The organism is Stenotrophomonas sp. CASM101 (assembly GCF_049384845.1).
GTDB classification, from domain to species: domain Bacteria; phylum Pseudomonadota; class Gammaproteobacteria; order Xanthomonadales; family Xanthomonadaceae; genus Stenotrophomonas; species Stenotrophomonas hibiscicola.
In genome coordinates this window covers 129,973-154,108 of sequence record NZ_JBMRFR010000009.1, presented here as the reverse complement: position 1 = coordinate 154,108, position 24,136 = coordinate 129,973, and the positions used below count along the sequence as shown (strand labels likewise).

General features: G+C 67.3%; 19 protein-coding genes. 3 read left to right on the top strand and 16 right to left on the bottom strand.

Annotated features, from left to right (window positions below; genetic code table 11):
- Positions 1-130: 130 nt before the first annotated feature.
- Both VG543_RS14115 and VG543_RS14110 read right to left on the bottom strand, forming a co-directional pair.
- Positions 131-481 carry a DUF1304 domain-containing protein gene (locus VG543_RS14115; RefSeq protein ID WP_312544018.1) on the bottom strand — a complete coding sequence of 117 codons (351 nt, stop codon included), beginning with the start codon at positions 479-481 and terminating at the stop codon, positions 131-133.
- A 30-nt stretch (positions 482-511) separates the two neighbouring features.
- The gene (locus VG543_RS14110) at positions 512-1,840 is read right to left on the bottom strand and encodes an NTP/NDP exchange transporter (protein WP_332329192.1); all 1,329 of its coding nucleotides are present in this window, start codon (positions 1,838-1,840) and stop codon (positions 512-514) included.
- A gap of 284 nt (positions 1,841-2,124) precedes the next feature.
- Here VG543_RS14110 and VG543_RS14105 point away from each other — a divergent pair, with 284 nt between their 5' ends.
- Complete coding sequence (locus tag VG543_RS14105) at positions 2,125-3,528, top strand: serine hydrolase domain-containing protein (RefSeq protein WP_019660081.1); 1,404 nt, start codon at positions 2,125-2,127, stop codon at positions 3,526-3,528.
- A gap of 239 nt (positions 3,529-3,767) precedes the next feature.
- On the opposite strand, the gene VG543_RS14100 is transcribed toward VG543_RS14105, so the two are convergent.
- From VG543_RS14100 to nudE, 10 genes are all read right to left on the bottom strand, one after another.
- A complete protein-coding gene (locus tag VG543_RS14100) occupies positions 3,768-4,262 on the bottom strand; it encodes a hypothetical protein (protein ID WP_019660082.1) in 495 nt (164 codons plus the stop codon).
- A 774-nt stretch (positions 4,263-5,036) separates the two neighbouring features.
- Positions 5,037-5,432: a glycine cleavage system protein GcvH gene (gene gcvH / locus VG543_RS14095; protein ID WP_019660083.1), complete on the bottom strand. Its 396-nt coding sequence runs from the start codon at positions 5,430-5,432 to the stop codon at positions 5,037-5,039.
- A gap of 94 nt (positions 5,433-5,526) precedes the next feature.
- Positions 5,527-6,639: a glycine cleavage system aminomethyltransferase GcvT gene (gene gcvT / locus VG543_RS14090; RefSeq protein ID WP_164145266.1), complete on the bottom strand. Its 1,113-nt coding sequence runs from the start codon at positions 6,637-6,639 to the stop codon at positions 5,527-5,529.
- 122 nt (positions 6,640-6,761) lie between these two features.
- On the bottom strand, positions 6,762-7,205 hold the full coding sequence (locus tag VG543_RS14085) for an NfeD family protein (protein WP_019660085.1): 444 nt from the start codon (positions 7,203-7,205) through the stop codon (positions 6,762-6,764).
- 1 nt (position 7,206) lies between these two features.
- Positions 7,207-8,166 carry an SPFH domain-containing protein gene (locus tag VG543_RS14080; RefSeq protein WP_423179056.1) on the bottom strand — a complete coding sequence of 320 codons (960 nt, stop codon included), beginning with the start codon at positions 8,164-8,166 and terminating at the stop codon, positions 7,207-7,209.
- Positions 8,167-8,232: 66 nt separating this feature from the next.
- Positions 8,233-8,535, bottom strand: a complete 303-nt coding sequence (locus VG543_RS14075) for a DUF962 domain-containing protein (protein WP_134732454.1) — start codon at positions 8,533-8,535, stop codon at positions 8,233-8,235.
- 125 nt (positions 8,536-8,660) lie between these two features.
- Positions 8,661-8,990 carry a YnfA family protein gene (locus VG543_RS14070; RefSeq protein ID WP_010482716.1) on the bottom strand — a complete coding sequence of 110 codons (330 nt, stop codon included), beginning with the start codon at positions 8,988-8,990 and terminating at the stop codon, positions 8,661-8,663.
- Positions 8,987-9,826 carry a nucleoside triphosphate pyrophosphohydrolase gene (gene mazG, locus VG543_RS14065; RefSeq protein ID WP_111102081.1) on the bottom strand — a complete coding sequence of 280 codons (840 nt, stop codon included), beginning with the start codon at positions 9,824-9,826 and terminating at the stop codon, positions 8,987-8,989. The genes VG543_RS14070 and mazG overlap by 4 nt, the downstream gene beginning before the upstream one ends.
- A gap of 13 nt (positions 9,827-9,839) precedes the next feature.
- Positions 9,840-10,643, bottom strand: coding sequence for a 3'(2'),5'-bisphosphate nucleotidase CysQ (gene cysQ, locus VG543_RS14060; RefSeq protein WP_019660089.1), 804 nt, complete (start codon positions 10,641-10,643; stop codon positions 9,840-9,842).
- Positions 10,640-11,203: an ADP compounds hydrolase NudE gene (gene nudE, locus VG543_RS14055; RefSeq protein ID WP_019660090.1), complete on the bottom strand. Its 564-nt coding sequence runs from the start codon at positions 11,201-11,203 to the stop codon at positions 10,640-10,642. The genes cysQ and nudE overlap by 4 nt, the downstream gene beginning before the upstream one ends.
- Positions 11,204-11,280: 77 nt before the next feature.
- Here nudE and bioA point away from each other — a divergent pair, with 77 nt between their 5' ends.
- Both bioA and VG543_RS14045 read left to right on the top strand, forming a co-directional pair.
- The gene (gene bioA / locus VG543_RS14050) at positions 11,281-12,672 is read left to right on the top strand and encodes an adenosylmethionine--8-amino-7-oxononanoate transaminase (RefSeq protein ID WP_019660091.1); all 1,392 of its coding nucleotides are present in this window, start codon (positions 11,281-11,283) and stop codon (positions 12,670-12,672) included.
- A complete protein-coding gene (locus VG543_RS14045; protein ID WP_171953496.1) occupies positions 12,663-13,400 on the top strand; it encodes a 16S rRNA (uracil(1498)-N(3))-methyltransferase in 738 nt (245 codons plus the stop codon). Before bioA ends, VG543_RS14045 begins: the two co-directional genes overlap by 10 nt.
- A 102-nt stretch (positions 13,401-13,502) precedes the next feature.
- Here the strand turns inward: VG543_RS14045 and VG543_RS14040 are convergent, their stop codons facing one another.
- From VG543_RS14040 to VG543_RS14025, 4 genes are all read right to left on the bottom strand, one after another.
- Positions 13,503-13,967, bottom strand: coding sequence for a chemotaxis protein CheW (locus tag VG543_RS14040; protein ID WP_005410712.1), 465 nt, complete (start codon positions 13,965-13,967; stop codon positions 13,503-13,505).
- Positions 13,964-15,304 carry a chemotaxis protein CheB gene (locus VG543_RS14035; RefSeq protein ID WP_021203309.1) on the bottom strand — a complete coding sequence of 447 codons (1,341 nt, stop codon included), beginning with the start codon at positions 15,302-15,304 and terminating at the stop codon, positions 13,964-13,966. The genes VG543_RS14040 and VG543_RS14035 overlap by 4 nt, the downstream gene beginning before the upstream one ends.
- Positions 15,291-21,989, bottom strand: a complete 6,699-nt coding sequence (locus VG543_RS14030) for an Hpt domain-containing protein (RefSeq protein WP_423179057.1) — start codon at positions 21,987-21,989, stop codon at positions 15,291-15,293. Before VG543_RS14030 ends, VG543_RS14035 begins: the two co-directional genes overlap by 14 nt.
- Positions 21,990-22,089: 100 nt before the next feature.
- A complete protein-coding gene (locus VG543_RS14025; protein ID WP_019660096.1) occupies positions 22,090-24,126 on the bottom strand; it encodes a methyl-accepting chemotaxis protein in 2,037 nt (678 codons plus the stop codon).
- Between the last annotated feature and the right edge of the window lie 10 nt (positions 24,127-24,136).

Here is a 24,136-nt window from a genome sequence, read left to right as displayed (position 1 = left end):
CGGCATGGATGCCGCGGCCAAGCCTACACGGACGTACTTGCGGCGTCCCCCGCGAACCCAACCCGCCCGGCCACCCCCATGACAAGCTCTACGCGACCACCCCACGAGGGGCTGCGCCGCTGGCTGGAAACTACGCTACCGCGCGAAACACCAACGCCAGGATCGCAGGCACCGCCTGGATCATGAAAATGCGGCGGCTCACGCTGTAGGCGCCATAGCACCCGGCCACCACCACGCAGGCCAGCGAGAACGTCACCAGCACTGGCTGATCGATCACCAGCCCCACTACGATGCCCGCCGCCAGGAAGCCGTTGTACAGGCCCTGGTTGGCCGCCAGCACGCGCGTGATCTCTGCCTTCTCCGGCGTGTTGCGGAAGGTCTTCAGGCCCAGCGGGCGGGTCCACAGGAACATCTCCAGCACCAGGAAGTACAGGTGCAGCACCGCGACCAGCACGGTCAGCAGCAGCGCGATCAGCGACATCGTTTCTCTCCTCGGGAAGACTGGGCCGCGTCAGCGGTCGCGCGGCAGTTTCTTTTCTTCGCGCAGCACGCCGAACGCGGCCAGGGTCATGAAGCCGGCCACCACCACGCCACCCATGAACACCACGTGCGAGCCGAACAGGGACAGCCCCTTGTGCAGCCACGCAAAGCTCAGGTCCGCGCCCCGGTAGACCACCGTGTCGATCGCTGCGCCGGCCTTATAGCGCCACTGGCGGTCCACGCGGGTGTAGATGGTTTCGCGCGCCGGCTTGGCCAGCGCGAATTCACTGGCGCGGGTCATCACCTGCACCACCGCGACCATCAGCGGCATCGGCGAGGCCGCCAGCACCGAGAAGCCGATCAGGATCGCGAAACCAGGAATCAGCAGCGCCGGCGCAATGCCATGCCGGGACAGCAGCCAGCGGGTCAGGGCGAGCTGCATCAGCAGCGCCAGTGCGTTCACCGCCAGGTCGATACGCGAGAAGAAGGCCGTAGCAGCGCCTGCATCGTTGAATGCCTCACGCACGATGCTGGCCTGCTGGTTGTACAGCAGGGTGCCCACGCCCACACCGAACACCACCATGATCGCCAGCCAGCGCAGCAGAGGTTCACGCACGATCAGTTTCAAGCCATCCAGCACGCTGCCGCCCATCGGCTTCTCGCCGGACACCAGTTGCTGCTCGCGTTCGCGCAGCACCGCCCAGTGCCGCAGCCGCCAGATGCACAACAGGCAGACGGCCAGGAATCCCGCAGAGACCAGCATCAGGTTGGCGATACCCACGCGCTGCACCAGCGCACTGGTGATGATCGGACCGAGGAAGGCACCGACGGTGCCAGCCGCGCCGATGTAACCGTAGAAAGCACGTGCCTGCGCGTTGGAAAACACATCGGCCATGAAGCTCCAGAACACCGCCACCGCGAACAGGTTGAAGACAGTGATCCAGAAAAAGAACGCCATGCCGCGGCCCGGCACACCGCTATCGAACAGTACGTAGAAGCCCAGCAGGGTGACGATGAAGAACCCATACACCGCCGGCAGGAACACCCGCCGCGGGAACCGGCTGACCAGCCAGCCGTACACCGGCTGCAGCACCAGCATGATCACGAACACGCAGGAAAACAGGAACTGCAGGACAAAGTCCTTCAACGCAATGCCGTGGCTGGCGAACCAGGCGATCAGCACTGGCGGGAACACCGTTTCCAGGTCCGCCGAGGCAGCCATCGCCTCACGCACCGGGCGCAGCACGTAGTAGCCGCTGAGCAGGCAGAAGAAGTACAGGAACGACCACCACAGCGCCGGCGACTCACGTAGTGCCGCCGTCAGCCCACGCAGCGGCCCCTTGCCCTTCACCGCGCTCACGCGGCGTCCCTCGCCAGAAGACGGCGGTTGGACAGCGGCATGGCAGGCTCCGGGGCGGTGAAGCGCGTACGTTAGCCAATGCACTGCAACATCGCCAGCGTGACGCGCGCACCGATGGCCGCAGCGTAGTGGCATGAGAGGCAGGAACGACACGTTCGGACACACTTCCAGAGCGCCAAAATGCCAACTTTTTCAACGAGATGCGCATTCATCTTCGCTTTGTTTGTGCACAGGGGAAAAGCGGCGCTAGAATCGCCATCAGCAGTCGCGCACGGGTCCAACCGATGAAAAAGAACAGCCTGCGTCGTCCGATCCGATCGGCGGCCACCGGTTTGCTGGGCATGTTGATGCCCGTTGCCTTGTCCACCACCGCGCAGACCCCGCCGGCGTTGCCGCCGATGCCGACCAACATCGAAACTGCTGCGGGTCCCACCGTCGCCCACACCCAGCCGGCGGCCTACCGCACCGGCCTGGTGCCCCGCGTGCAGGCCCCGGCGCCCGGCTTCAACGTCGCCAACATCGAATCGATGGCGCAGCAGCTCACCTATGGCGAACGCGTGCCGGGCATGGCGGTGGCGATCGTGCAGGGCGGCCGTATCCTCAGCGCGCGCGGCTATGGCGTCACCGACGTCAACAATCCGCTGCCAGTTGATGCGCACACCGTGTTCCGCCTGGCCTCGCTGTCCAAGGCCTTCGCCGGCACCATGGCCGGCCTGCTGGTCAACGACGGCACGCTGCGCTGGGACAGCAAGGTCACCGACTACGTGCCGGGTTTCCGCCTGAACTCGCCGGAAGCCACTGATCGCCTGACCGTGGCCGACGTGCTCAGCCATCGCGTCGGCCTGCCGTACAACGCCTACGACCGCGACATCGAAGGCAACGCCGAGTACTACGCGTTGACCCAGAAACTGGCCAACACCAGCCTGAAGTGCCTGCCGGGCGAGTGCTATGCCTACCAGAACGTGGCCTTCAGCCTGATCGGCGATGTCGTCTACGCGGCCTCCGGCAGCTTCTACGAGCAGTCGGTCGAGCGCCGTATCTTCAAGCCGCTGGGCATGAACGATGCCAGTCTCGGCCTGGCCGGCATCCAGGCCAGCTCGCGCTGGGCGCGTCCGCACGTGCGCAGCCGCAACGGCTGGGTCTCGCTGACGCCGAAGCCGACCTACTACCGGGTCGCCCCGGCGGCCGGCGTCAATGCCAGTGCCAGCGACATGGCGCAGTGGCTGCTCGCCCACACCGGCCACCGCCCCGACGTGCTGCCGGCACCGCTGCTGGCCACGCTGCATTCGAGCCTGATCAGCACCCCCGGCGAGATGCGTTCAGGCTGGCGCCGTGAGCGCCTGCATTCGGCGGGCTATGCCCTGGGCTGGCGCACCTTCGACTACGCCGGCCACGACGTGGTGTTCCATGCCGGTGCCGTACAGGGTTACCGCGGCCTGGTCGCGCTGGTGCCGGAACGCGATCTGGGCATCGCCATCATGTGGAACGGCGAAAGCAGCCTGCCCAGCGGCCTGCTGCCGACCGTGCTCGACTCCGCGCTCGGCCTGCCGGCGCAGCGCTGGCTGGACGTGGACACCGACTTCGGCAGCGACAACCTGATGGCCGAGGGCAGCAGCCCTGCGCAGCAGCAGGACAAGCGCAAGGGCAAGGGCGCCTCGAGCAACCGCGCGGTGGCTTCCCCGCGCTGATCCGGCGGGCTCGACCGTGAGCATCAAGGGCGGCCTGGGGGCCGCCCTTTTTGTTGTTTTGTAGGACCTGGCCATGCCCGGCCAGCTCGGAAGACAGGCCCCTGCTCCACAGATGCAGCGCGTCAAACGTCAGAAAGGCAGTCGGCCATGGCTCGGTGCTGGCAATGGCCCCATAAAAAAACCCCCTCCCCGCTGGGCAGCCAGGGAAGGGGTTTCAGGATGCGGCTATCGGGAAGTACTTAGATCAGCGGTGCCGGGGTTGCCGGCAGAGCGACCGGAGCGGCCTTCTTCTTGCGGGCGGCCGGCTTGCGCTTGGCAACCTTCTTCGCTGCCTTCTTCGGGGCAGCCTTCTTGGTGGCCTTCTTCGCGGTCTTCTTCACTGCCTTCTTGGCGGTCTTCTTGACGGCCTTCTTGGCAGTTGCCTTCTTCGCGACCTTCTTGGCCGGCTTGCGGGCCGTTGCCTTCTTGGCAGTCTTCTTGGTGGCCTTCTTGGCTACCTTCTTGGTGGCCTTCTTGGCAGTGGACTTCTTGGCGACCTTCTTCGCCGCCTTCTTCACTGCCTTCTTCGCAGTGGCCTTCTTGGCGACCTTCTTCGCAGCCTTCTTCACCGCCTTCTTGGCAGTCGCCTTCTTCGCGACCTTCTTCACTGCCTTCTTGGCAGCGGCCTTCTTCGCGACCTTCTTCACCGCTTTCTTGGCGGCGGGCTTTTTCTTCGCAGCTTTCTTGGTTGCCATGGGATGGCTCCTCGTCAGTGATAGGGAGTTGAAACGCCCAGGTGGATCAAACCCGCGGATGCTGCGTGCGGGGACCGCCGGCGCGTCAGGCGCGCCGTTACGGATGCGGCAATGCCAGCCTCGATCGGCGGAGCGGGCATCGGAACGGGAGTTGCCTTGCATTTCTCCGGGGGAAGCGGGGCCATGTCCACCGTCATCAGGGTCGCGGTGGTCTTGAAGGGGCTGCTTCGCATCGGACGATTGATTCTGCGCACTCGGTTGGGCAGGCAAGGTCTGCTGAGGCGAAACCTAATCACGGTTTTTTTTACTGTCAACAACCCCCGCGAAAAATTTTCACATCCGCGCCATCCATGGTGGTGCCTGCACGGTCGCCACGCTCCGCGCTCGACGACCGCCGAAGCGCCACGCACGCATGCTGCCTGCAGCAACAACCATGCAAGCGTTGAACAAAAAGTACTTGAAATAAGCACTCTGCGCAGATGCATGCACGTCGGTGGCCACTGCGTGCACACATCGCCAGCACCGGCTGCCGCTGGCACCAACGCCAGCACAACGGCGCCGCAACGGGGGGCAAAAAGTTTTCACATCCGAGTACGTCGGCGCGGGGCGGAAACGCGGATTTGCGCAAAACTGCGCACGCCGATCGGCACCGATTGTCAGTCCGCTGATGCCACGCCGAGGGTGCCAAGCGAACCGGCCGTCATGAGTCCGACGCACTCGCCAAAACGAAAACGGCCACCCGAAGGTGGCCGTTTCAGAATCCGCAAGCGCGACTCAGTGGTCGTCGCTCTCCAGGACTTCGGCGTACGCGTCCGGATCCAGCAGATCGTTGACCTCTTCGGCGTTGGCCAGTTCGACCACGAACATCCAGCCTTCGCCGTAGGCATCTTCGTTGATGGTTTCCGGCTTGTCGGACAGGGCCGAGTTGACCTCGACGACCTTGCCGCTGATCGGGCTGTAGACGTCCGAGGCGGCCTTCACCGACTCGACAACGGCGATCTGTTCGCCGGCCTTGGCCTCGGCGCCGACTTCGGGCAGTTCGACGTAGACCAGGTCACCCAGCAGGCCCTGGGCGTGGTCGGAAATACCGACGGTGACGCGGCCATTGCCTTCGACACGGGCCCACTCATGGGACTTGAGGAACTTGAGGTCGCCGGGGATCTCGCTCATGGGACTGCTCCAGAGATATGCAGGGGGTGGAAAAAACGGGGCTAGTGTAACCAACCGGCCGTCACTGCTGTCAGTGACGACCGGCACGTTCGGATCAGGCGTCGGCGAGCACGCCGGGCTGGGCCTGGCCTTCGCGCACGAACGGGAACTTGACCACGCGTACCGGCACCTGCCGGCCGCGGATGTCGACGGTGACCTGGCCGAGTTCACCGGCCGGCACGCGGGCGAAGGCGATGCCCTTGGCCAGCGTCGGCGAGAAGGTGCCGGACAGGATCTCGCCCTCGCCGCTGGCCGTCGTCACTGCCTGGCCGTGGCGCAGCACGCCCTTTTCGTCCATCACCAGGCCGATCATCTGGCGCGCGGTGCCGGCAGCCTTCTGCGCTTCCAGCGCGCCGCGGCCGATGAAGTCGCGGCCTTCGTCCAGCGACACGGTCCAGGCCAATGCTGCCTCATATGGGCTGATCTCTTCGTCCATGTCCTGGCCGTACAGGTTCATGCCGGCTTCCAGGCGCAGCGTGTCGCGCGCGCCGAGGCCTGCCGGCTTCACGCCTGCCGCCAGCAGGCGGTTCCAGAACGCGACCACGGCATCCTGCGGCAGCAGGATTTCGAAGCCGTCTTCGCCGGTGTAGCCGGTGCGGGCGACAAACAGCTCGACGCCATCGTCGGACTGCACCTGCAGGGCGGCGAAGCGGCCCAGCTTGGTCAGCGCGGCGCGGTCGGCTTCGCGGGCCAGGCTGATGACGATGTCGCGCGCCTGCGGCCCCTGCACGGCCAGGATGGCCAGGTCCGGACGCTGCTCGACGGACACGCCGAACGGTGCGGCCTGCTCACGCAGCCAGGCCAGATCCTTTTCGCGGGTCGAGGCATTGACCACCATGCGGAAGAAGTCGTCGCCCAGGTAGTAGACGATCAGGTCGTCGATGACGCCGCCACGGGGATTCAGCATGCACGAGTACAGTGCCTTGCCGGTGACCTTCAGCTTGTCGATCGAGTTGGCCAGCAGGCGGCGCAGGAACGGCTTGACCTGCTCACCGCGCAGATCGACCACGGTCATGTGGCTGACGTCGAACACACCGGACTCACGGCGCACCAGGTGGTGCTCGTCGAGCTGCGAGCCGTAGTGGATGGGCATGTCCCAACCCCCGAAATCGACCATCTTGGCGCCAAGGGCGCGGTGGGTATCGTTGAGCAGCGTCTTCTGGGTCATGACCGGGTCCGGCAGCAGAGGAAACAAGAACCCCCATTATCCCAGATCGGTCACCCACAGGTCGCGCCGCAGCGCAGCGCCGGAGCCGAGCCCACGCGACGCCCGCACGAAGAGGCCCGGCTCTACAAGGAGCGGCCCGCAGCCTCAACCTGCAGCGTGCTGCCCTGTACCGCCAGCACCCGTACCCACGTACCCGCCGGCAGCTCCGGGCCGCTCACCGGCCAGGACGCGTCATCGATGCTGACCCGGCCCTGCCCGCTGACGATGCCCTGCTGCAAGGGCACCACCCGACCGACCAGCTGCTCGGCACGGCGGTTGAGCAACGGCGCATCGCTGGGCCGCGCCCTTTTCCTGCCCCAGCGCCGGTAGCACTGGATCGAGACCACGCTCAGCACGACGAAGGCAACGACCTGCCACAGCAACGGAATGCCGCTGAACACCGCAACCAGGACGAACACGGCCGCTGCGCCAATGCCGATCCACAGCATGAACGCCCCGGGTGCCAACGCCTCTGCCGCGAACAGCAGCAGCGCCAACGCGCCCCAACCGACGACTTCCCAGCGCATGTCAGCCTCCGATCGGCGGTGGCCGCTTGCCTGCGGCCTTGGTGGTCTGGTCGCCCAGTGCCTGCTTGGCCAGTTCGGCCACGCCAGCGATCGAACCGATCACGCCGCTGGCCTCCATCGGCATCAGCACCAGCTTCTGGTTCGGCGAGCTGGCCAGTTCCTTGAACGCCTCGACGTACTTCTGGGCGACGAAGTAGTTGATCGCCTGCACGTCACCTTCGGCAATCGCCGCCGACACCATCTGGGTCGCCTTGGCTTCGGCCTCGGCCAAGCGCTCGCGGGCCTCCGCATCGCGGAACCCGGCTTCGCGACGGCCCTCAGCCTCCAGCACGGTAGCCTGCTTTTCGCCATCGGCGCGCAGGATCTCCGACTGGCGCGAACCCTCTGCCTCGAGGATCTGCGCGCGCTTCTCGCGCTCGGCCTTCATCTGCCGCGCCATCGCATCCAGCAGGTCGCGCGGCGGCTGGATGTCGCGGATCTCGATGCGGTTGACCTTCACGCCCCAGGGATTGGTGGCATGGTCGACCACGCTCAGCAGCTGGGCATTGATCACCTCGCGCTGGCTGAGCGATTCATCCAGGTCCATCGAGCCGATCACGGTACGGATGTTGGTCTGCACCAGGGCGATCATTGCCACTTCCAGATTCGCGACCTCATAAGCGGCCTTGGCAGCGTCCAGGACCTGGAAGAACACCACGCCGTCCACGCGCACGGCGGCGTTGTCCTTGGTGATCACTTCCTGGCTGGGCACATCCAGCACCTGCTCCATCATGTTCACCTTGCGCCCCACCCCGTACACGATCGGGATCAGGAAATGCAGGCCCGGCGTCATGGTGTGCGTGTAGCGCCCGAAGCGCTCGACGGTCCATTCGAAGCCCTGGGGCACCATCCGTACCGCCTTGAAGAGGATGACCACGGCCACGAAGGCCAGTACCACGGTAAAGAACATGGTCGGGAACATCTCGCTTTCCTTATCTGTGACGTCCAGGCCCCAGCATAGCGCGTGAAGGCCACATTCACAGCGGAACTACCAGGGCACGCGCCCGCGCAGGATGTCGGCGAACATCACCCAGTCGCCCATGAACGAGTACAGCGGATGCTGGAAGGTGGCCGGACGGTTCTTCTCGAAGAAGAAATGGCCGACCCAGGCGAATCCATAGCCGCAGGCCAGCGCAGCGAGCAACAGCATCGGCTGCCCGCGCAGGCCCGCTGCCATGACCAGCACCAGCACGCCGCAGCTGCCGATGAAGTGCAGCCGCCGCGAAACCGGGTGGCGGTGCTCGCCGAGATAGAACGGATAGAACTCGCGGAAGCTGGCGAAGCGGGACATGCGCGTGCTCCGGGAACCAGGGCCGCCACCATCATGCACCATCGCTGCCTTTGCAGCATCGAGCCATGCTCGGCTTGCGCGCGCCGGCGCAGTGGGAAGGAAGAGCGGCCGAGCATGGCTCGGCCCTACACCGATGAGGTGCGCGGACCGAACATGATCACTGCCATGCCGGCCAGGCACAGGGCGGCACCGAACAGGTCCCACCGGCTGGGACGGATGCCGTCGACCAGCCACAACCAGAACAGCGCCGTGCCGATGTAGACCCCACCGTAGGCGGCATAGACCCGCCCACTGGCGGTCGGGTGCAGGGTCAGCAGCCAGGCGAACAGCGCCAGGCTGGCGGCCGCCGGCAGCAGCAGCCAGATGCTGCCGCCCTTGCGCAGCCACAGCCACGGCAGATAGCAGCCGACGATCTCGGCCAGCGCGGTCAGCAGGAACAGGCCGAGTGTCTTCACGCTTTCTCCGCTGCCTTGGCTTGCTGCCACAGCGCTTCCTGCGCCTCCAGGTCCATCGCGGCCAGCGCTTCCCCCTGCGCGTCGGCCTGCGCTTCCATCGCACGGAAGCGACGTTCGAACTTGTGGTTGGCCCCGCGCAGCGCCGCACCCAGGTCGATGTCGGCATGGCGGGCCAGGTTGGCGCAGACGAACAGCAGGTCACCCAGCTCTTCCTGCAGGCGCGCCTTGTTGCCGGCGATATCCCCGCGCTCGAACTCCTCGCGCAGCTCCTGCAGTTCCTCGGCCGCCTTGTCCAGCACCGGCAGCGGACCTGGCCAGTCGAAACCGACCTTGGCCGCGCGCGACTGCAGCTTCACCGCACGTTGCCACTCCGGCAAGCCGCGCGAGATGCCGGCCAGTGCGGAGGTGTCCTGCTCGCCCTTGGCCGCACGCTCGGCACGCTTGATCGCTTCCCAGTTGCGCGTCACGCCGTGGGCATCGTCGACGCTCACCTCGGCGAACACGTGCGGGTGGCGGCGCTGCATCTTGTCGCTGATCGCGCGGGCCACGTCTGCGAAGGCGAAGCTGCCCTGCTCTTCGGCCATGCGCGCATGGAACACCACCTGCAGCAGCAGATCGCCCAGTTCATCGCAAAGATCATCGAGATCGCCGCGATCGATCGCATCGGCCACTTCGTAGGCTTCCTCGATGGTGTATGGCGCGATGGTTGCGAAGTTCTGCTCCAGGTCCCAAGGGCAGCCGCCCTGCGGGTCGCGCAGGCGCGCCATGATCGCCAGCAGGCGCTCCAGCTCATGGGTGGCGGCGCTGCCGGTGGTGGGAGTGTCGTGCGCGCTCATGCGGCCTCCAGGGTCAATCGGACAACCAGTCGCGCCATGGCAGGCTGGTGTCACCAAGGGCAATGAAATCGCCGTTCAACAGGGTTTCGCGGCGGTTGTAACGGAACGGCTTGCCGGTCGCGGCCGACAGCACCGCGCCGCCGGCGGCGTGCAGCACGCACTGGCCGGCGGCGGTATCCCATTCGGAGGTCGGGCCCAGCCGCGGATAGACATCCAGGCCACCTTCGGCGATCCGGCAGAACTTCAGCGACGAGCCCTGCGCGATGGTCTCGATGCGGCCCATCCTTGCAAGCAGAGCCTCGGTTTCCGGTGAGCGGTGCGAGCGGCTGGCAGCAACCCGCAGCGGTACGGTGGCCGGCGTGCGGGTGCGCAGCACGGTGTCGTGCAGACCCTGCCGGCGATAGGCCAGCTCGCCGCGCATGGCATGCCAGACGATGCCGGTCACCGGGGCCAGCACCACGCCGAAGGCCGGTGCGCCCTGGTAGATCAGCGCGATGTTGACACTGAACTCGCCGTTGCGCTTGACGAATTCACGGGTGCCGTCGAGCGGATCGACCAGCCAGTACGCGCCCCAGTGGCGGCGCTGCTCCCAGGCCACCTGTGCCGATTCTTCGGACAGGATTGGCAGGTCCGGGGTCAGCTGCTGCAGGCCCTGTTCAATGACCTGGTTGGCCGCCAGGTCGGCACTGGTGACAGGGCTGCTGTCGTCCTTGATCTGTACATCGAAGCCATCGGCATAGACCTGCATGATGGCCCGTCCGGCGTCCTGGGCGATGGCGATGGCGGTCTCGCGCAGGTCCGTGGTCAGCTTGATCATCGCAGTCCCTGCAGCCACTGGCGGGCGATGAACAGTGCCGCCAGCGAGCGCCCCTCGGAAAAGTCCTCGCGCAGCATCAGCTGGTCCAGCTCGGCCAGCTTCCACGGGATGACTTCCAGTTCTTCCGGCTCGTCGCCGGCCAGCTTTTCCGGGTACAGGTCGCGTGCCACCACCAGCCACGACTGGTGGCTCATGTAGGTCGGGGCCAGGGTCATCGCGCGCAGCACATCGACCCGGCGCGCGCCGAAACCGGCCTCTTCCTTCAGCTCGCGGTCGGCGGCCTGCTCGGGGGTCTCGCCGGCATCGATCCGCCCCTTGACCAACCCCAGTTCATAGCGGTGCATGCCGGCAGCGTATTCACGTACCAGCAGTACGGTCTCGTCGTCGAGCATCGGCACCACCACCACTGCGCCATGACCTCGGCTGACCAGACGTTCGAACCGGCGGCGTTCGCCGTTGGAGAACTCCAGGTCCAGATGCTGCCGCTGGAAGGGGCCGTTCTCCTCATCGGTGATCCGATGGATGATCGGCAAGCGACGCCCGGCACGGTCATCGTTCATGTGGAATCTCCGCGGCGGCCGGCGCCTGCGCCGGTGCCGATAGAATGTGCAGGCAGCAACATGTTCATGAGCCCGAAATGCTAGCAGACCCAACCCCCTCCCCGCTGGCCCAGCACTGGCGGCAACGCGATCTGCAGGTGCTCTGGCACCCGTGCACGCAGATGCGCGAGCACCCGCATACCCTGCCGCTGGTGCCGATCGCCCGTGGTGAAGGCGCATGGTTGATCGACCACGACGGCAATCGCTACCTGGACGCCGTCAGCAGTTGGTGGACCAACCTGTTCGGCCATGCCGAACCGCGCATCGGTGGTGCCATTGCCGCCCAGGCCAGGCAACTGGAACAGGTGATGCTTGCCGGCTTCGGCCATGAGCCAGCCATCAGCCTGGCCGAACGCCTGCTCGCACTGGCCCCACGCCAGCCTGGCCGCGAACCACTGGCCAAGGTGTTCTACGCCGACAACGGGTCCGCCGGCGTGGAAGTGGCGCTGAAGATGGCCTTCCAGTATTTCCAGAACCGAGGGGAACCGCAGCGCACGCGTTTCATCGCATTGGAGAACGGCTACCACGGCGAGACCCTCGGCGCGCTGGCGCTGGGAGACATTCCGCTGTATCGCCGCGTCTATGCGCCGCTGCTGGCCGAAGCGCTGTTCGCGCCCTCGCCCGATGCTTTCCTGGCTGAGCCCGGTCAGAGCCCGGCTGAGCGTGCACGGCAGGCCGCCGATGGCCTTGCCACGCTGTTCGACCAGCACCCGGGCGAGATCTGTGCGGTGATCCTGGAACCGCGCCTGCAGTGCGCCGGCGGCATGCGCATGCATGACCCGGTCTACCTGCAGCGCGTGCGCGAACTATGCGACGCCCATGGCGCGTTCATGATCGCCGACGAGATCGCCACCGGCTTCGGCCGCACCGGCACCCTGTTCGCCTGCGAGCAGGCCGGGGTGATGCCGGACCTGATGTGCCTGTCCAAGGGCCTGACCGGCGGCTTCCTGCCGCTGGCCACCGTGCTGGCCACGCAGGCGCTGTACGACGCCTTCCTCGACGACTCACGCGAGCGCGCCTTCCTGCATTCGCACAGCTATACCGGCAACCCGCTGGCCTGCGCGGCGGCATTGGCCACGCTGGACATCTTCCGCGACGACGATGTGATCGCCCGCAACCGTGGCATCGCCTCGGTGATGGGCACGCTGGCCGCACCGTTCAGCGACCATCCGCACGTGGCCGACGTGCGCCAGGCCGGCATGGTAGTTGCCTTCGAGCTGTCGCGCGACGGCAACAAGCGCACGCCCTTCGACCCGGCCATGCGGCTGGGCCTGCATGCCTACAAGGCCGCGCTGAAACGTGGCGTGGTGCTGCGTCCGCTGGGCGACGTGCTGTACTGGATGCCACCCTACTGCGTGGACGACGAACAACTGGAGCTGCTGGCACATACCACGCTGGCGGCGATTGACGAGGCGATTGCATGCGCGTGACCCGCTGCCCCATCCACCTGGCGCTGCACAGCGGCCAGACCGTGACCCTGCCGGAAGAGACGGCCAACCATCTGGTGCGGGTGATGCGCCTGCGCGAGGGTGATACCTGCGTGCTGTTCAACGGCGATGGCCACGACTACAGCGCCACGCTGACTGCCGCCGGCAAGCGCGAGGTGCAGGTGCGCATCGATGCGGTGCAGGCGGTGGACAACGAATCGCCGCTGGCGATCACCCTGCTGCAGGGCATTGCCCGAGGCGAAAAGATGGACCTGATCCTGCAGAAGGCCACCGAGCTGGGCGTGGCGGCGATCATTCCGGTGAATGCCGAGCGTACCGAGGTGAAGCTGGATGCGGCTCGGGCGGAGAAGCGCGTGTCGCACTGGAACAACGTGGTGACCTCGGCCTGCGGCCAGTCCGGGCGCGCGCGCATTCCGCAGGTGGGCCCGCCGCTGTCGCTGGCACAGGCCGCGGCGGCACTGCCGGCCGATACGCTGCGGCTGACCCTGGACCCGCTGGGTGCCCATCGCCTGTCGACGCTGGACGCGGCGCCGGCGGGCGGCATCGTGATCGCGATCGGTCCGGAAGGGGGCTGGTCGCCGCGCGACCGGGATCAGTTGGCAGCGGCAGGCTTCCAGGGCCTGCAGCTGGGGCCACGCATCCTGCGTACCGAGACCGCCGGGCTGGCCGCGATTGCCGCATTGCAGGCGCGGCTGGGCGATCTGGGATAAGGTTGATTGGTGGTAGTGCCGGCCGCTGGCCGGCATCCAAGGGATCATGAGGTTGCCGGCCAGCGGCCGGCACTACCGGGAACCCGACCGGCGGATTGCCGATCAAGCCGCCAGCGAATCCAGGGCGGCTTCCAGTGCGTCCAGGTTCGGCAGCAGCGCGCTCTGCTCACCCAGCAGCACGCGCATGTGCACGATCTGCGGCAGGGTTTCCTCGGAAGCATCGGCCAGCAGGCCATCGCGCGGCACCGAGATCAGCTGCGGGAAATTCTGCGTCAGCAGCGCGTAGTACGGGCGCTGCGCGTTGCCGCTGAGGGCCTTCAGCACCACCACCTTGTTGTGGCCGCCCACGGCTTCCTCGCCCAGGCCGGAAAGGCGCGCGAACGACACCAGCGGCACCTGCCAGCCGTGCCAACCGATTTCGCCGACCAGCCAGCGCGGGGCATCGGAAACCGGCTGCACCGGCACCCGCGACATCATTTCGGCCACGGTGGCATTGGGCAGCAGCACGCGTTCGTTGCCGGCCTGGATCAGGACGCCTCGGATTTCGTCATTGCTGGCATAGCTCATGGTGCGTCTCCGTTATCGTCTTCCACGCCCCAGCGCGAGGCGATGGCCTGCGCCAGTTCCTGTGGTTCACCGGCCACCATGCCAGCGGCGACCACCGCCGTGGCCGCGGCAGGGTCATAGCAGCCCTCGCCGACCTGCCCGGCCACCCACGCACCGGCGGCGGCCAGATCCAGTGCCGGCCCCACAAGCGCAAGGTCGGCGCCGCTGAGCAGGACCAGCGCGGTGTGCTCAGCCGGCAGCGCGGCAATCGAGATCCCTTGCGCGTCGCTGACGAAATGCAGGCCGTCGCTGGCTGCCTGCACGCCGATGTCATCGGCCAGCACGTGCACTTCACCGGGTGTTGCACGCTGGCCGACTTCGGCCAGCTGCACCGGCAGCGGCGACACGCGCGCCATCTGCTTGACCAGGTTTCCGTAGCGGCCACCGTCCAAGCGCATATGCACCAGTACCGGGACGCTCAGCGACGCAGGCAGCGCGCCCAGCAGGCGACGCAGTGCATCCGGGCCGCCGATGCCGGCCAGCACCAGCAACGATCCGGCGCGTGCGCCCACGGGCGCACCAGCATCCAGATCGACCAGGCTCAGATGGCCGGTATCGAAGGAAGGCAGCGGTGCCTCCGGCGCGGCGTGTTGCGAAGCGGCTGCCGGAACGTCGGCCACGTCATCGACCAGCGACCATGCGGTGTGGTCGAAGGAGATCGGCGGAATGGGCGGTGCTGCGGGCGCGATCTCCGCCAGCGATGGCGGTTCGGGGGCCTCCAGCGGCTCAGGCACGACCGGCTGCAGCGCCGCCAGCGCCTGTTCCAGCGCAATCGGTTCGTGCAGCTGCGCAGGCGGCGAGTACAGGCTGTCAGCGGGGACCTCGTCGGCCCAGCTCGATGCCTGGTCCAGGTGCGCCTGCAGCGCTTCTTCCTGCGGTGCCGGTGGCGGTGCCGGATGGCCCGGCGCCAGTTGCAGGCTGGGTTCTTCTTCGGCCCCCGGCGGCAACACCTGCTGATGGCCATGCAGCTTCGCGGCCAGATGACGGCCCCAGCGCTGGGCCTCCCAGCCATCACGACGTGCGGCCAGTTCGGCCTCGTCGAAGACCAGGGTCAGGCCCGGTGCGGACAACACCGTTTCCAGGCGCTCCAATGCGTCCTCAATGGCCGTCTCCAGCGCAATCACCACGACCTGAGGTCGGGCGTCGTGCAGCAGCTGCGGCTCAAGGCTGTTCGGGTCGTCTTCCAGCACCAGCTGCACATCCGCATGCGACAGTGCCTCGCGCAGGCGCTCGCGCGCCGCGCCGGGACGGGCCAGCAGGGCAACGGCCGGAGCCGCCTGGGTTTCACTCACGGACACGGGCGATCCCCAACAGGTCGTACACGTTACGCATCAGGTCCAGTTCCTGGTACGGCTTGCCCAGATAACGCTGGACACCGATCTCGAAGGCGCGCTGGCGGTGCTTGTCACCGCTGCGCGAAGTGATCATCACGATCGGCACGTCCCTGTAGCGCGGGTCGGCACGCATCGCGGTAGCCAGCTCGTAGCCATCCATGCGCGGCATCTCGATGTCCAGCAGCATCAGGTCCGGTACCCGCTCTTCCAGTCGCTCCAGTGCTTCCACGCCGTCGCGCGCAACGCTGACCTCGAAGTTGTGGCGTTCGAGGATGCGGCCGGTGACCTTGCGCATGGTCAGCGAGTCGTCGACCACCATCACCAGCGGCACCTGGCGCTCCTGGCGCGGCGCATTGGCCAGTACCGGCAGCGTCGGGTTGGCCAGGAAACGGCGCACCAGCGGCGCCACGTCCAGGATCACCACCACGCGACCGTCGCCGGTGATGGTGGCGCCGTAGATCCCCGGCACCGACGCGATCTGCAGGCCGACCGGCTTGACCACGATTTCGCGGTTGCCCAGCACCTGGTCGATCGCGACGGCGGCGCGCAGATCACCGGCACGGACCAGCAGCAGTGGCACCTGCTCCTGGCCGTCGGCACGCGCCGGGGCCTGGCCGACCAAGCTGCCAAGGTCGTACAGCGGATAGTCTTCGCCGCTGTAGCGGTAGCTGCTGTCGGCAGCCTCGAAGCGCTCGCGCGACAGGCGGCCGATACCACTGACCGAGGCCACCGGCACTGCGAAGGTGGTTTCGCCGATCTGCACGAACACCGCCTGGGTGACCGCCAGCGTCTGCGGCAGGCGCAGGGTGAAGCGCACGCCCTGCCCACGCACTGACTGGATATCGACCGAGCCACCCAGCTGGCGCACTTCGTTGCGCACCACGTCCATGCCCACGCCACGGCCGGCCAGCTGGCTGACCTGGTCGGCGGTGGTGAAGCCTGACGCGAAGATGAGGTTGTCCAGTTCCTGCTCGTTCGGCTGCGCATCGGCGGCCAGCAGGCCGCGGTCGATTGCGCGGCGGCGGATCGCTTCGCGGTCCAGGCCAGCGCCGTCATCGGCCACTTCCAGGACGATTTCCGAGCCTTCGCGGTGCAGGCGGATGGCGATCTCGCCCTCCTCCGGCTTGCCGGCGGCGCGGCGCTGTTCCGGCGCTTCCAGGCCATGGGCCACCGAGTTGCGCAGCATGTGTTCCAGCGGCGCGACCATGCGGTCGAGGACGTTGCGGTCCAGTTCGCCGTGGGTGCCTTCCAGAGTCAGGTGGACCTGCTTGCCGGTATCCATGCCGGCCTGGCGGACCACGCGGCGCAGGCGCGGCACCAGGCCATCGAACGGCACCATGCGCGCGCGCATCAGGCCATCCTGCAGCTCGGAGCTGACGCGCGACTGCTGCTGCAGCAGCGAATCGTACTGGCGCGACAGATCGTCCAGCACGCCCTGCAGGCCGCCAAGGTCGGCGGCGGACTCGTTCAGCGCACGGCTGAGCTGCTGCAGGGTGGAGAAGCGATCCAGTTCCAGCGGATCGAACTTCTGGTCGGCCTGGTCCTGCTCGCGCTGGTAGCGGGCGACGATCTGCGCCTCGGTCTCCAGGTCGAGGCGGCGCAGCTGGTCGCGCAGTCGCGCATTGGTGCGCTCCAGTTCGCCCATCGCGCCGCGGAAGGCGCCGAGCTGCTGTTCCAGCCGCGAGCGGTAGATCGCCACTTCACCGGCATGGTTGACCAGGCGGTCGAGCAGGTCGGCGCGCACGCGCACCTGTTCCTGCTGCGGACGTGCCAGGGGGTCTTCATCGACCGTACCCTCGGCCGGCAGCGGTGCCGACAGCGGCGCGTCGACAATCGGCGTCAGCGTGGCCGCAGCCTGCGCCGGCACGGTCTCGGCCTCGCTGGCTGCACGCGCGGCCGTGGCGGCTGCAGCAATATCGGTGGTGGTGCGAACCTCGAAGGCCTCCACCAGATCCAGCGCCGGCTCCACCACGCGGTGGGTGCCGGTACGGGTGAGCAGCTGGTGCAGGCGGTCAAAGCCGCGTTCCAGCAGCTGCACGTCGCGGCGCTCGATTTCGGTACGGCCAGCGGCCACCGCTTCCAGCAGCGATTCGATGCTGTGGCCGAGGTCGCCGATGGCATTGATACCGGCCATGCGTGCGCCCCCCTTGAGGGTGTGCAGGTCACGCTGCAGGCCGGCCAGCACCTCGCGATCCTGCGGTGCATCACGCAGCTCGCTGATCAGGCCATCACAGTGGTCGAGCAGGTCCCTGCCTTCCTCGACAAAGATGTCGACCAGCTCGCGGTCGTACACGCTGAAGTCAAGCGCATCGGCATCGGCACCGTCTTCGGCATCCGCCGCAACAGGCGCCTGCTCAACATCCGGCGCAGGGGGCTCGATGTCGGCCGCTGCGATCTCCGTGCCGTCACCGGTGTTGATCGTGCCCTGGCCCGGCGCCTCTTCCATTTCGAAGAACCGCACCGGAGCACCACTGCCAACGCGTGCCTCTGCGCTGAACGCCTCAATCACCGTCGCCGGGGACGGCTGATCGGCGCTCTCTCCTTCACCGACCGCCGCCTCCCCGCCGACGTCCGCATCCTCGGCAAAGGCATCTGCCTCGCCCGGCGCGAGTTCGCTGGCCTGGAGGCCGATCACGGGCCATTGCCCGTCGTCGTCCAGGGTCCGCTCTTGCTCGATCACGTGCAGGCCGGCCTCGAGCGCGGCTGCCAGCGTGACCGGTTCTGCGAAACCCGGCACAGCCATTTCATCCTGCAGGCTCGACAGCTCGCTGTCGAGTGGCAATGCAGCAGCGTCGTCAATGACGCTGTCATCGCCGCTGCCCGAATCAAAGGACAAGGACGTATTCAGGTCGATCGCGTCAACTTCCGCAGACACCGGCAGCTCTTCCGCGTCGCGGTCGTCGACCGGCAGCGCACTGGCGTCGAGGTACGGCGACAGATCGTCGGCCATGGTCAGATCAGCGTCGTCGACGGTCTCGATCGTGGGCGCGGCAGCTGCGTCGGCCCCTTCGACAACAGGCGCACTCTCCACCGGCTGGATCGATTCAATCGCGCCGGTGTACGCCACTGCGGGTTCATCTTCTCCCTGCACCGACGGCCAGCCGGCATCGAAGTAACGCGAAAGATCGTCGCTGGCGGTCAACTCGCCGACTTCCAGACCACTGTCGGCGGCGACGTCCGGCGTCCTGAGGTCGGGCGCAGATGGAACCGGTTCCAGCGCATCTTCGGCAAGCGGGTCGGCAATGAGATCAGGAGCCGCATCGGAAGCAACGGGCATGCTGGTTTCGCCCAGCGCGTCCAGGCCGGCCAGCGGCGCTTCGGCTTCGGATGCCTGCTCGACATCTGGCGCCGGTTCGGTGCCCTCTTCATCCTCGTCTTCCGACGCGAACAGCGGCCAGCGCGCTTCCGGCAGCTCGCCAGCCAATGCCTGCAGCCGCTGCACCAGCGCATCCTGCGGCGCAATGCGCGGGTGTTCGGCCTGCAGCGCCTCCATGGTCGCGGTGATCGCCTGCGCAGCTGCGTCCAGCGCGGCGACACCCTCGTCGCCAGGTACCACATCGGCGGCCAGAGCCCGCTTGATGTAGGACTCGGCGCCGCCGGTAACGGCGGTGATTTCCGGCACTTCGGTCATCGCGAAGGCGCCGTTCATGGTGTGAACCGCACGCAGCAGTGCGTCGCTGACCGGCTGCGGTGCCTGCTGTGCCGAGCGCAGCCACTCCTGCAGGGTCGCCTGGTGGACTTCGACCTCGGCCTCGAGGATCTCGCGCAGCACGCTGTCGATGTTGGCCGGGGTCCCGGCGTCTTCGGCCACCGCCGAGGCATCGGCCTGCGCCGACGCAGCGGCCTCGGCGTCCAGCAGGCGGCTGATTTCGTCTTCGCCTTCGGACTCGGCCAGTGTCGCTGCCGCTGCGGCCGCAGCCGGCAACGGCACGTAGAAGGTCTCCTCGCCGGCGCCGACCCGATCGGCGATGGCCTGCATTGCCTGCAGGTCCACGCTGATGCGCTGGCCATGGCGCAGCGCGGCATTCAACTGCGGCAGTGCGGCGTGCGCATTGTCGACCATTGCCAGCACGGCCGGCGTGGCTGGCCGGCTGCCATCGAGCACGCGGTTGAGCATGCCCTCGATCTTCCAGGCGAACTCCCCCAGGGTGCGCGCGCCGACCAGTCGGCCACTGCCCTTGAGGGTGTGGAAGATGCGGCGGATCGGCCGCAGCCGGTCCATGTTGTCCAGCTGCGTGCGCCATGCCGGCAGCAGCGTGCCAAGGTTGGCCAGTTCGTCGTCGAACTCTTCCAGGAACACCTCGCGGATGTCCTCGTCGATGTTCTCGGCATCGTCGTCGAAGCCGGCCTCGAAGCCGGCCTCGGTCCCAGCCACGACCGGGATGTCCGCAGCGGGCGGAGCCGCCATGGCCTGCGGATTGAAGTCGGCCGCCGCGGCGCTCAGCTCGGCAAAGAACTGTGCGTCGGCTTCGCTGAAATCGATCGGTGCGATGGTGTCGATATCAATCACCGACACCGCCGGTGCCGGTGCATCGGAGGCCGGCGTCAGCACCTCGGCCATCGGCGCGGCCGCGTGCTCCGGCACATCCGCCGCAACGGCGTCGACTTCGGCACCCACGGGGCTTTCGTCCAACGGCTGGGGCGTGGCGTCATCGACGGTCTCCAGCGACGGATGCAGTCCGGCGTCGTCGTCCAGCGACAGCGTCTCCATGGCGTGCAGCGACAGCACGTCGTCGGCGTTATCCAGCGCATCGGCGTCGAAACGGAACACCACGTCGTCACGGGCAGCAACCACATCGTGCTCGGCAGCCACCGGGTCGAACACCGGCGCTGCAAAGCCAGTGGTGTCAAAGGGTACCGACGCGTCGACGTCGTGCTCGACATCCGCCACTGCCACATCAGCCGATACCGGTGGTGTCGCCTCCGACAGCGTCCATTGCGGCACCGATTCCATTCCGGTTTCGGCGCGTTCGAAGCTGACCGGATCGAAACTGGCGAAGGTCGGGCTGCGTTCGTCTTCGGCACTCGCGGCCGGATCGGCGTCCGGATGGAACGGCGCGAGATCCCACTGCGGCACCTCGGGCGCAGGCGCGCTGGAGGCGGCGAAGACCAGCGCCGCCTCGCGGTCGTCATGCAGCGACAGCGGTGTGGATGCAAGGTTCCCCAGCGCACCGAACATCAGGCGGTTGTCCAGCACCTCCGGTGCAGGCGTGGCCGGTGGTGGATCAAAGGTGAAGTCCGGCAAGGGCACCGGCACAGTGCCGGCGGCGGGCGCGGCTGGCTGAACCGGAATCTCGATGCGCTCCGGCTGCAAAGGCTCGGCCTGCAGCGCGATCGGCTCCCGGTCCACCAGCAGCGATGCGAACGGAACCGGCGCGGCGGCAACCGGTTCCACCGCGTTGCGGTCCGGCAACGGCCAATAGCGCAGCGCTTCAAGGCTGCTGCGGGTGATGTCGAGGATGTCCTCGCGGCCCGGACGGCGGTCGCGCAGGGCTTCCAGGTAGTACTCCAGGCTGGCCATGGCATCGGCCAGGGTGTCCAGCTGGCGGCCACTGGGCACGCGCTGGCGACCGATCAGCTCGGCCTCGATGTACTGCTGTACGCCACGCAGGTAGTCTGCGGCGGTGCCCAGATCGAGCATGCGCAGCGCACCGGATACATCACCCAGCAGGCGCGGCACATCCTGCAGCTCGGCATGGTTCCAGCTGGTTTCGATGAACGCGACGAAATGCTCGCGGGCGGCGGCGAAGTTGGCGATGGCTTCATGCGCCAGCACCTCCACCGTGCGGCGGTTCTCAACCGCGCTCGGATCGTCCTCGCCACTGCCGCCAGCGCCCAGATGGGCGACCTGGTCGTCCAGCGAGGCGTCCACGTAGAGCAGTGCCCCGGCGATATCCAGCAGCAGGTTCTCATCGATCTGCTGGCGCCCTTCCACCACCCCACGCAGTGCGTCACGCTGCTGCACGACCACGCTGCGGGCCACGCCCAGGCCCATCATGCCCAGCGTATCGGCCACCGCCCCGAGCTCGTTGGCCTGGGTCTGCAGCTGTTCCGGAGCACCGCCGGTGCGCAGGTGCAGGTCCAGCGCATCCTTGATGCGCAGCAGTTCTTCCTTCACCGCACTGCCGACCGTGTCCAGCAACTCGCGGTTGCGCCCGCTCAGGCTGCCGCGGGCATGGTCCAGCTCGGCCTCGGTGGCGGTGACGCTGTCCGGTGCGAATGCCAGCAGCACGCTGTCATGCACGCCTTCTTCGCCACGCGCGGCACGGATCTCGTTGAGCAGCGGCATCAGCACGATCGGGATGTCGCGGTGGCCGTTCTGCAGGCGCTCCAGGTAGTCGGGCAGCAGCACGCTGCCACGCATCAGGGTCGCGCAGGCTTCATCACGGTCGGCCACGCCGTCGGCCCCGATGGCATTGGCCAGTTGTTCCAGTTCCTCGGCCACCATCGCCGGTGCATACAGCTCGACCATGCGCAGGGTGCCCTGCACCTGGTGCAGGTAGCCGGCGCAGATGCGCATGCGGCTGGCATCGCTCGGGTCTTCGGCGTAGTACTCGACCTCGTTGCGCACCTGGCGCAGGGTCTCGTCCAGCTCGGGCTTGACCCAGCCCAGCGCTGCGTGGCTCATCGCATCGCGCAGACTGCTCATGGACGCGCTCCGTTCGCCGCCGCGCGGTGGCCGCGCGAGTTCTGGCGTGGGAAATGGAAATGCTTCATCGACTGGTTCCTTGCTCGCCGCCCCGCCCGCGTCACGCCGGCAGCTTGAAGTCGGCGACCGAACGGCGCAGGTCCGCCGCCAGCTGCGCGAGATGGCCGATCGATTCGGCGGTCTGCCCCGCACCCTGCGAGGTCTGGCCGGTGATCTGCCGGATCACGCCCATGGTGCGGGTGATGTCCGAGGCCGCGGCCGACTGCTGCTGGGCGGCGATGGAGATGTTCTTGATGAGGGTGTTCAGTGCATTGGACACGCGCTCGATCTCGGTCAGCGCGGTGCCGGCATCCTCGGCCAGGCGTGCACCGGACACCACTTCGGCGGTGGTCTGTTCCATCGAGGTGACCGCTTCGTTGGTGTCGGCCTGAATGGCCTGCACCAGGTTCTCGATGCGTCGGGTCGCGCCGGAGGTACGTTCTGCCAGGCGCTGCACTTCGTCGGCCACGACCGCGAAACCGCGACCCGCTTCCCCGGCCGACGCCGCCTGCACCGCTGCGTTCAACGCCAGGATGTTGGTCTGTTCGGAAATGTCGTTGATCAGTTCCACGATCGAGCCGATTTCCTGTGACGACTCACCCAGGCGCTTGATGCGCTTGGAGGTTTCCTGGATCTGGTCACGGATCTGGTCCATGCCCTGGATGGTCTCGCGCACCACGCCGGCACCTTCGGCGGCAATCACCACCGAGCGCTGTGCCACGTCGGCCGACTCGGCCGAGTTGCGCGACACCTGTTCGATGCTTGCCGCGATTTCGCCGATGCGGTCCGACGCCGAGGTGATCTGGTTGGCCTGGTGGCCGGCCGCCTCTGCCAGCTGCATGGCGGTGGCCTGGGTCTCCTGGGTGGACAGCGCGACCTTGGCCGAGGTGTCATTGATGGTGGTCACCAGGTGGCGCAGCTCGTCGACGGCGTAGTTGATCGCGTCGGCGATGGCACCGGTCATGTCCTCGGTCACCGAGGCCTTCACCGTCAGGTCGCCCTCACCCAGCGATGAGATTTCGTCCAGCAGCCGCATGATCGCCTGCTGGTTGCGGCTGTTGAATTCCACCTGGGTCTGGTAGCGCAGTTCCTGCTCGCGCGAGCGGCTGCGCACGTTGGTGGAAACAAAGCCGATGATCGCGATCAGCGACAGCGCACCGGAGACCACACCGATCCAGAAGTTCGGGAACAGGCGGGTGTCAGACACCGAGCCGAACGAGGAGAACGCGTCGAACAGCTTGCGGCTGTCATCCAGCATGTGGGCCGAACCCTGGCCCAGCGCGGTGGCGGCGGACTGCGCCGCGAACAGCTGGCGCGAGCTGGCCAGGATCGCGTCAGCGTCCTGCTTCATCGCTTCCCACTTCTGCTGCGACTGTTCCAGCGCGGCCACGGCAGCGGCACCGCGCACGGCGGTGATGCCCAGTTCCTCGTTGCCATTGCGCAGGCCGTCGAGCACCTGCGAGAACACGGTGATGTCACGCGCCAGCGCATCGCCGGCCGTAGCAGCGCCGCTGCCACCGGCGCGCATTTCGGTTACGCGGCGGGCCATAGAGCCGGCCACCACGACCTGCTGCAGTGCGCTGTACACCTGCGACGAGGGCGCGCCGGCAGCGGACATCGCACGCACCAGCTCGTTCAGCTGGGCCTGCAGCCCCGGCACGGCGCCGGTGAAGTTGTTGGCGTTGCCGGCCAGGGCCAGCACCGCCGGTTCACTGGCCACCAGCTGCCCGGCCTGCTTGCCCAGCGGCGCCCAGGTCTCGCCCAGCGTGGCGATCGCACCGGACACGCCCGGCTCCTTGCCATAGCGGCCCTGCAGGGTCGACACATTCTGTTCGATCGCGTTGCGGGTGGCCTTGAAGGCAGTGAACGCCTGCGCGTTGCCGCCCACCGCGTCACGGCCCTGGTTGGCCAGCTGCTGCGACAGCACCTGCAGGTCGGCCGCCTTGGAACCGGCATCGGCCAGGCGACTGCCCTGCCAGGTAGCGACGCCGGTGTTGACGCCGAACAGGATCATCGATGCCAGCAGCAGGAACAGCCAGAGGTTGCTGCCGCCCAGCCGCAGCTTGCCGGTCTTGGTGGCGTCCGAAGCAGTACTCATCGTTCAACCT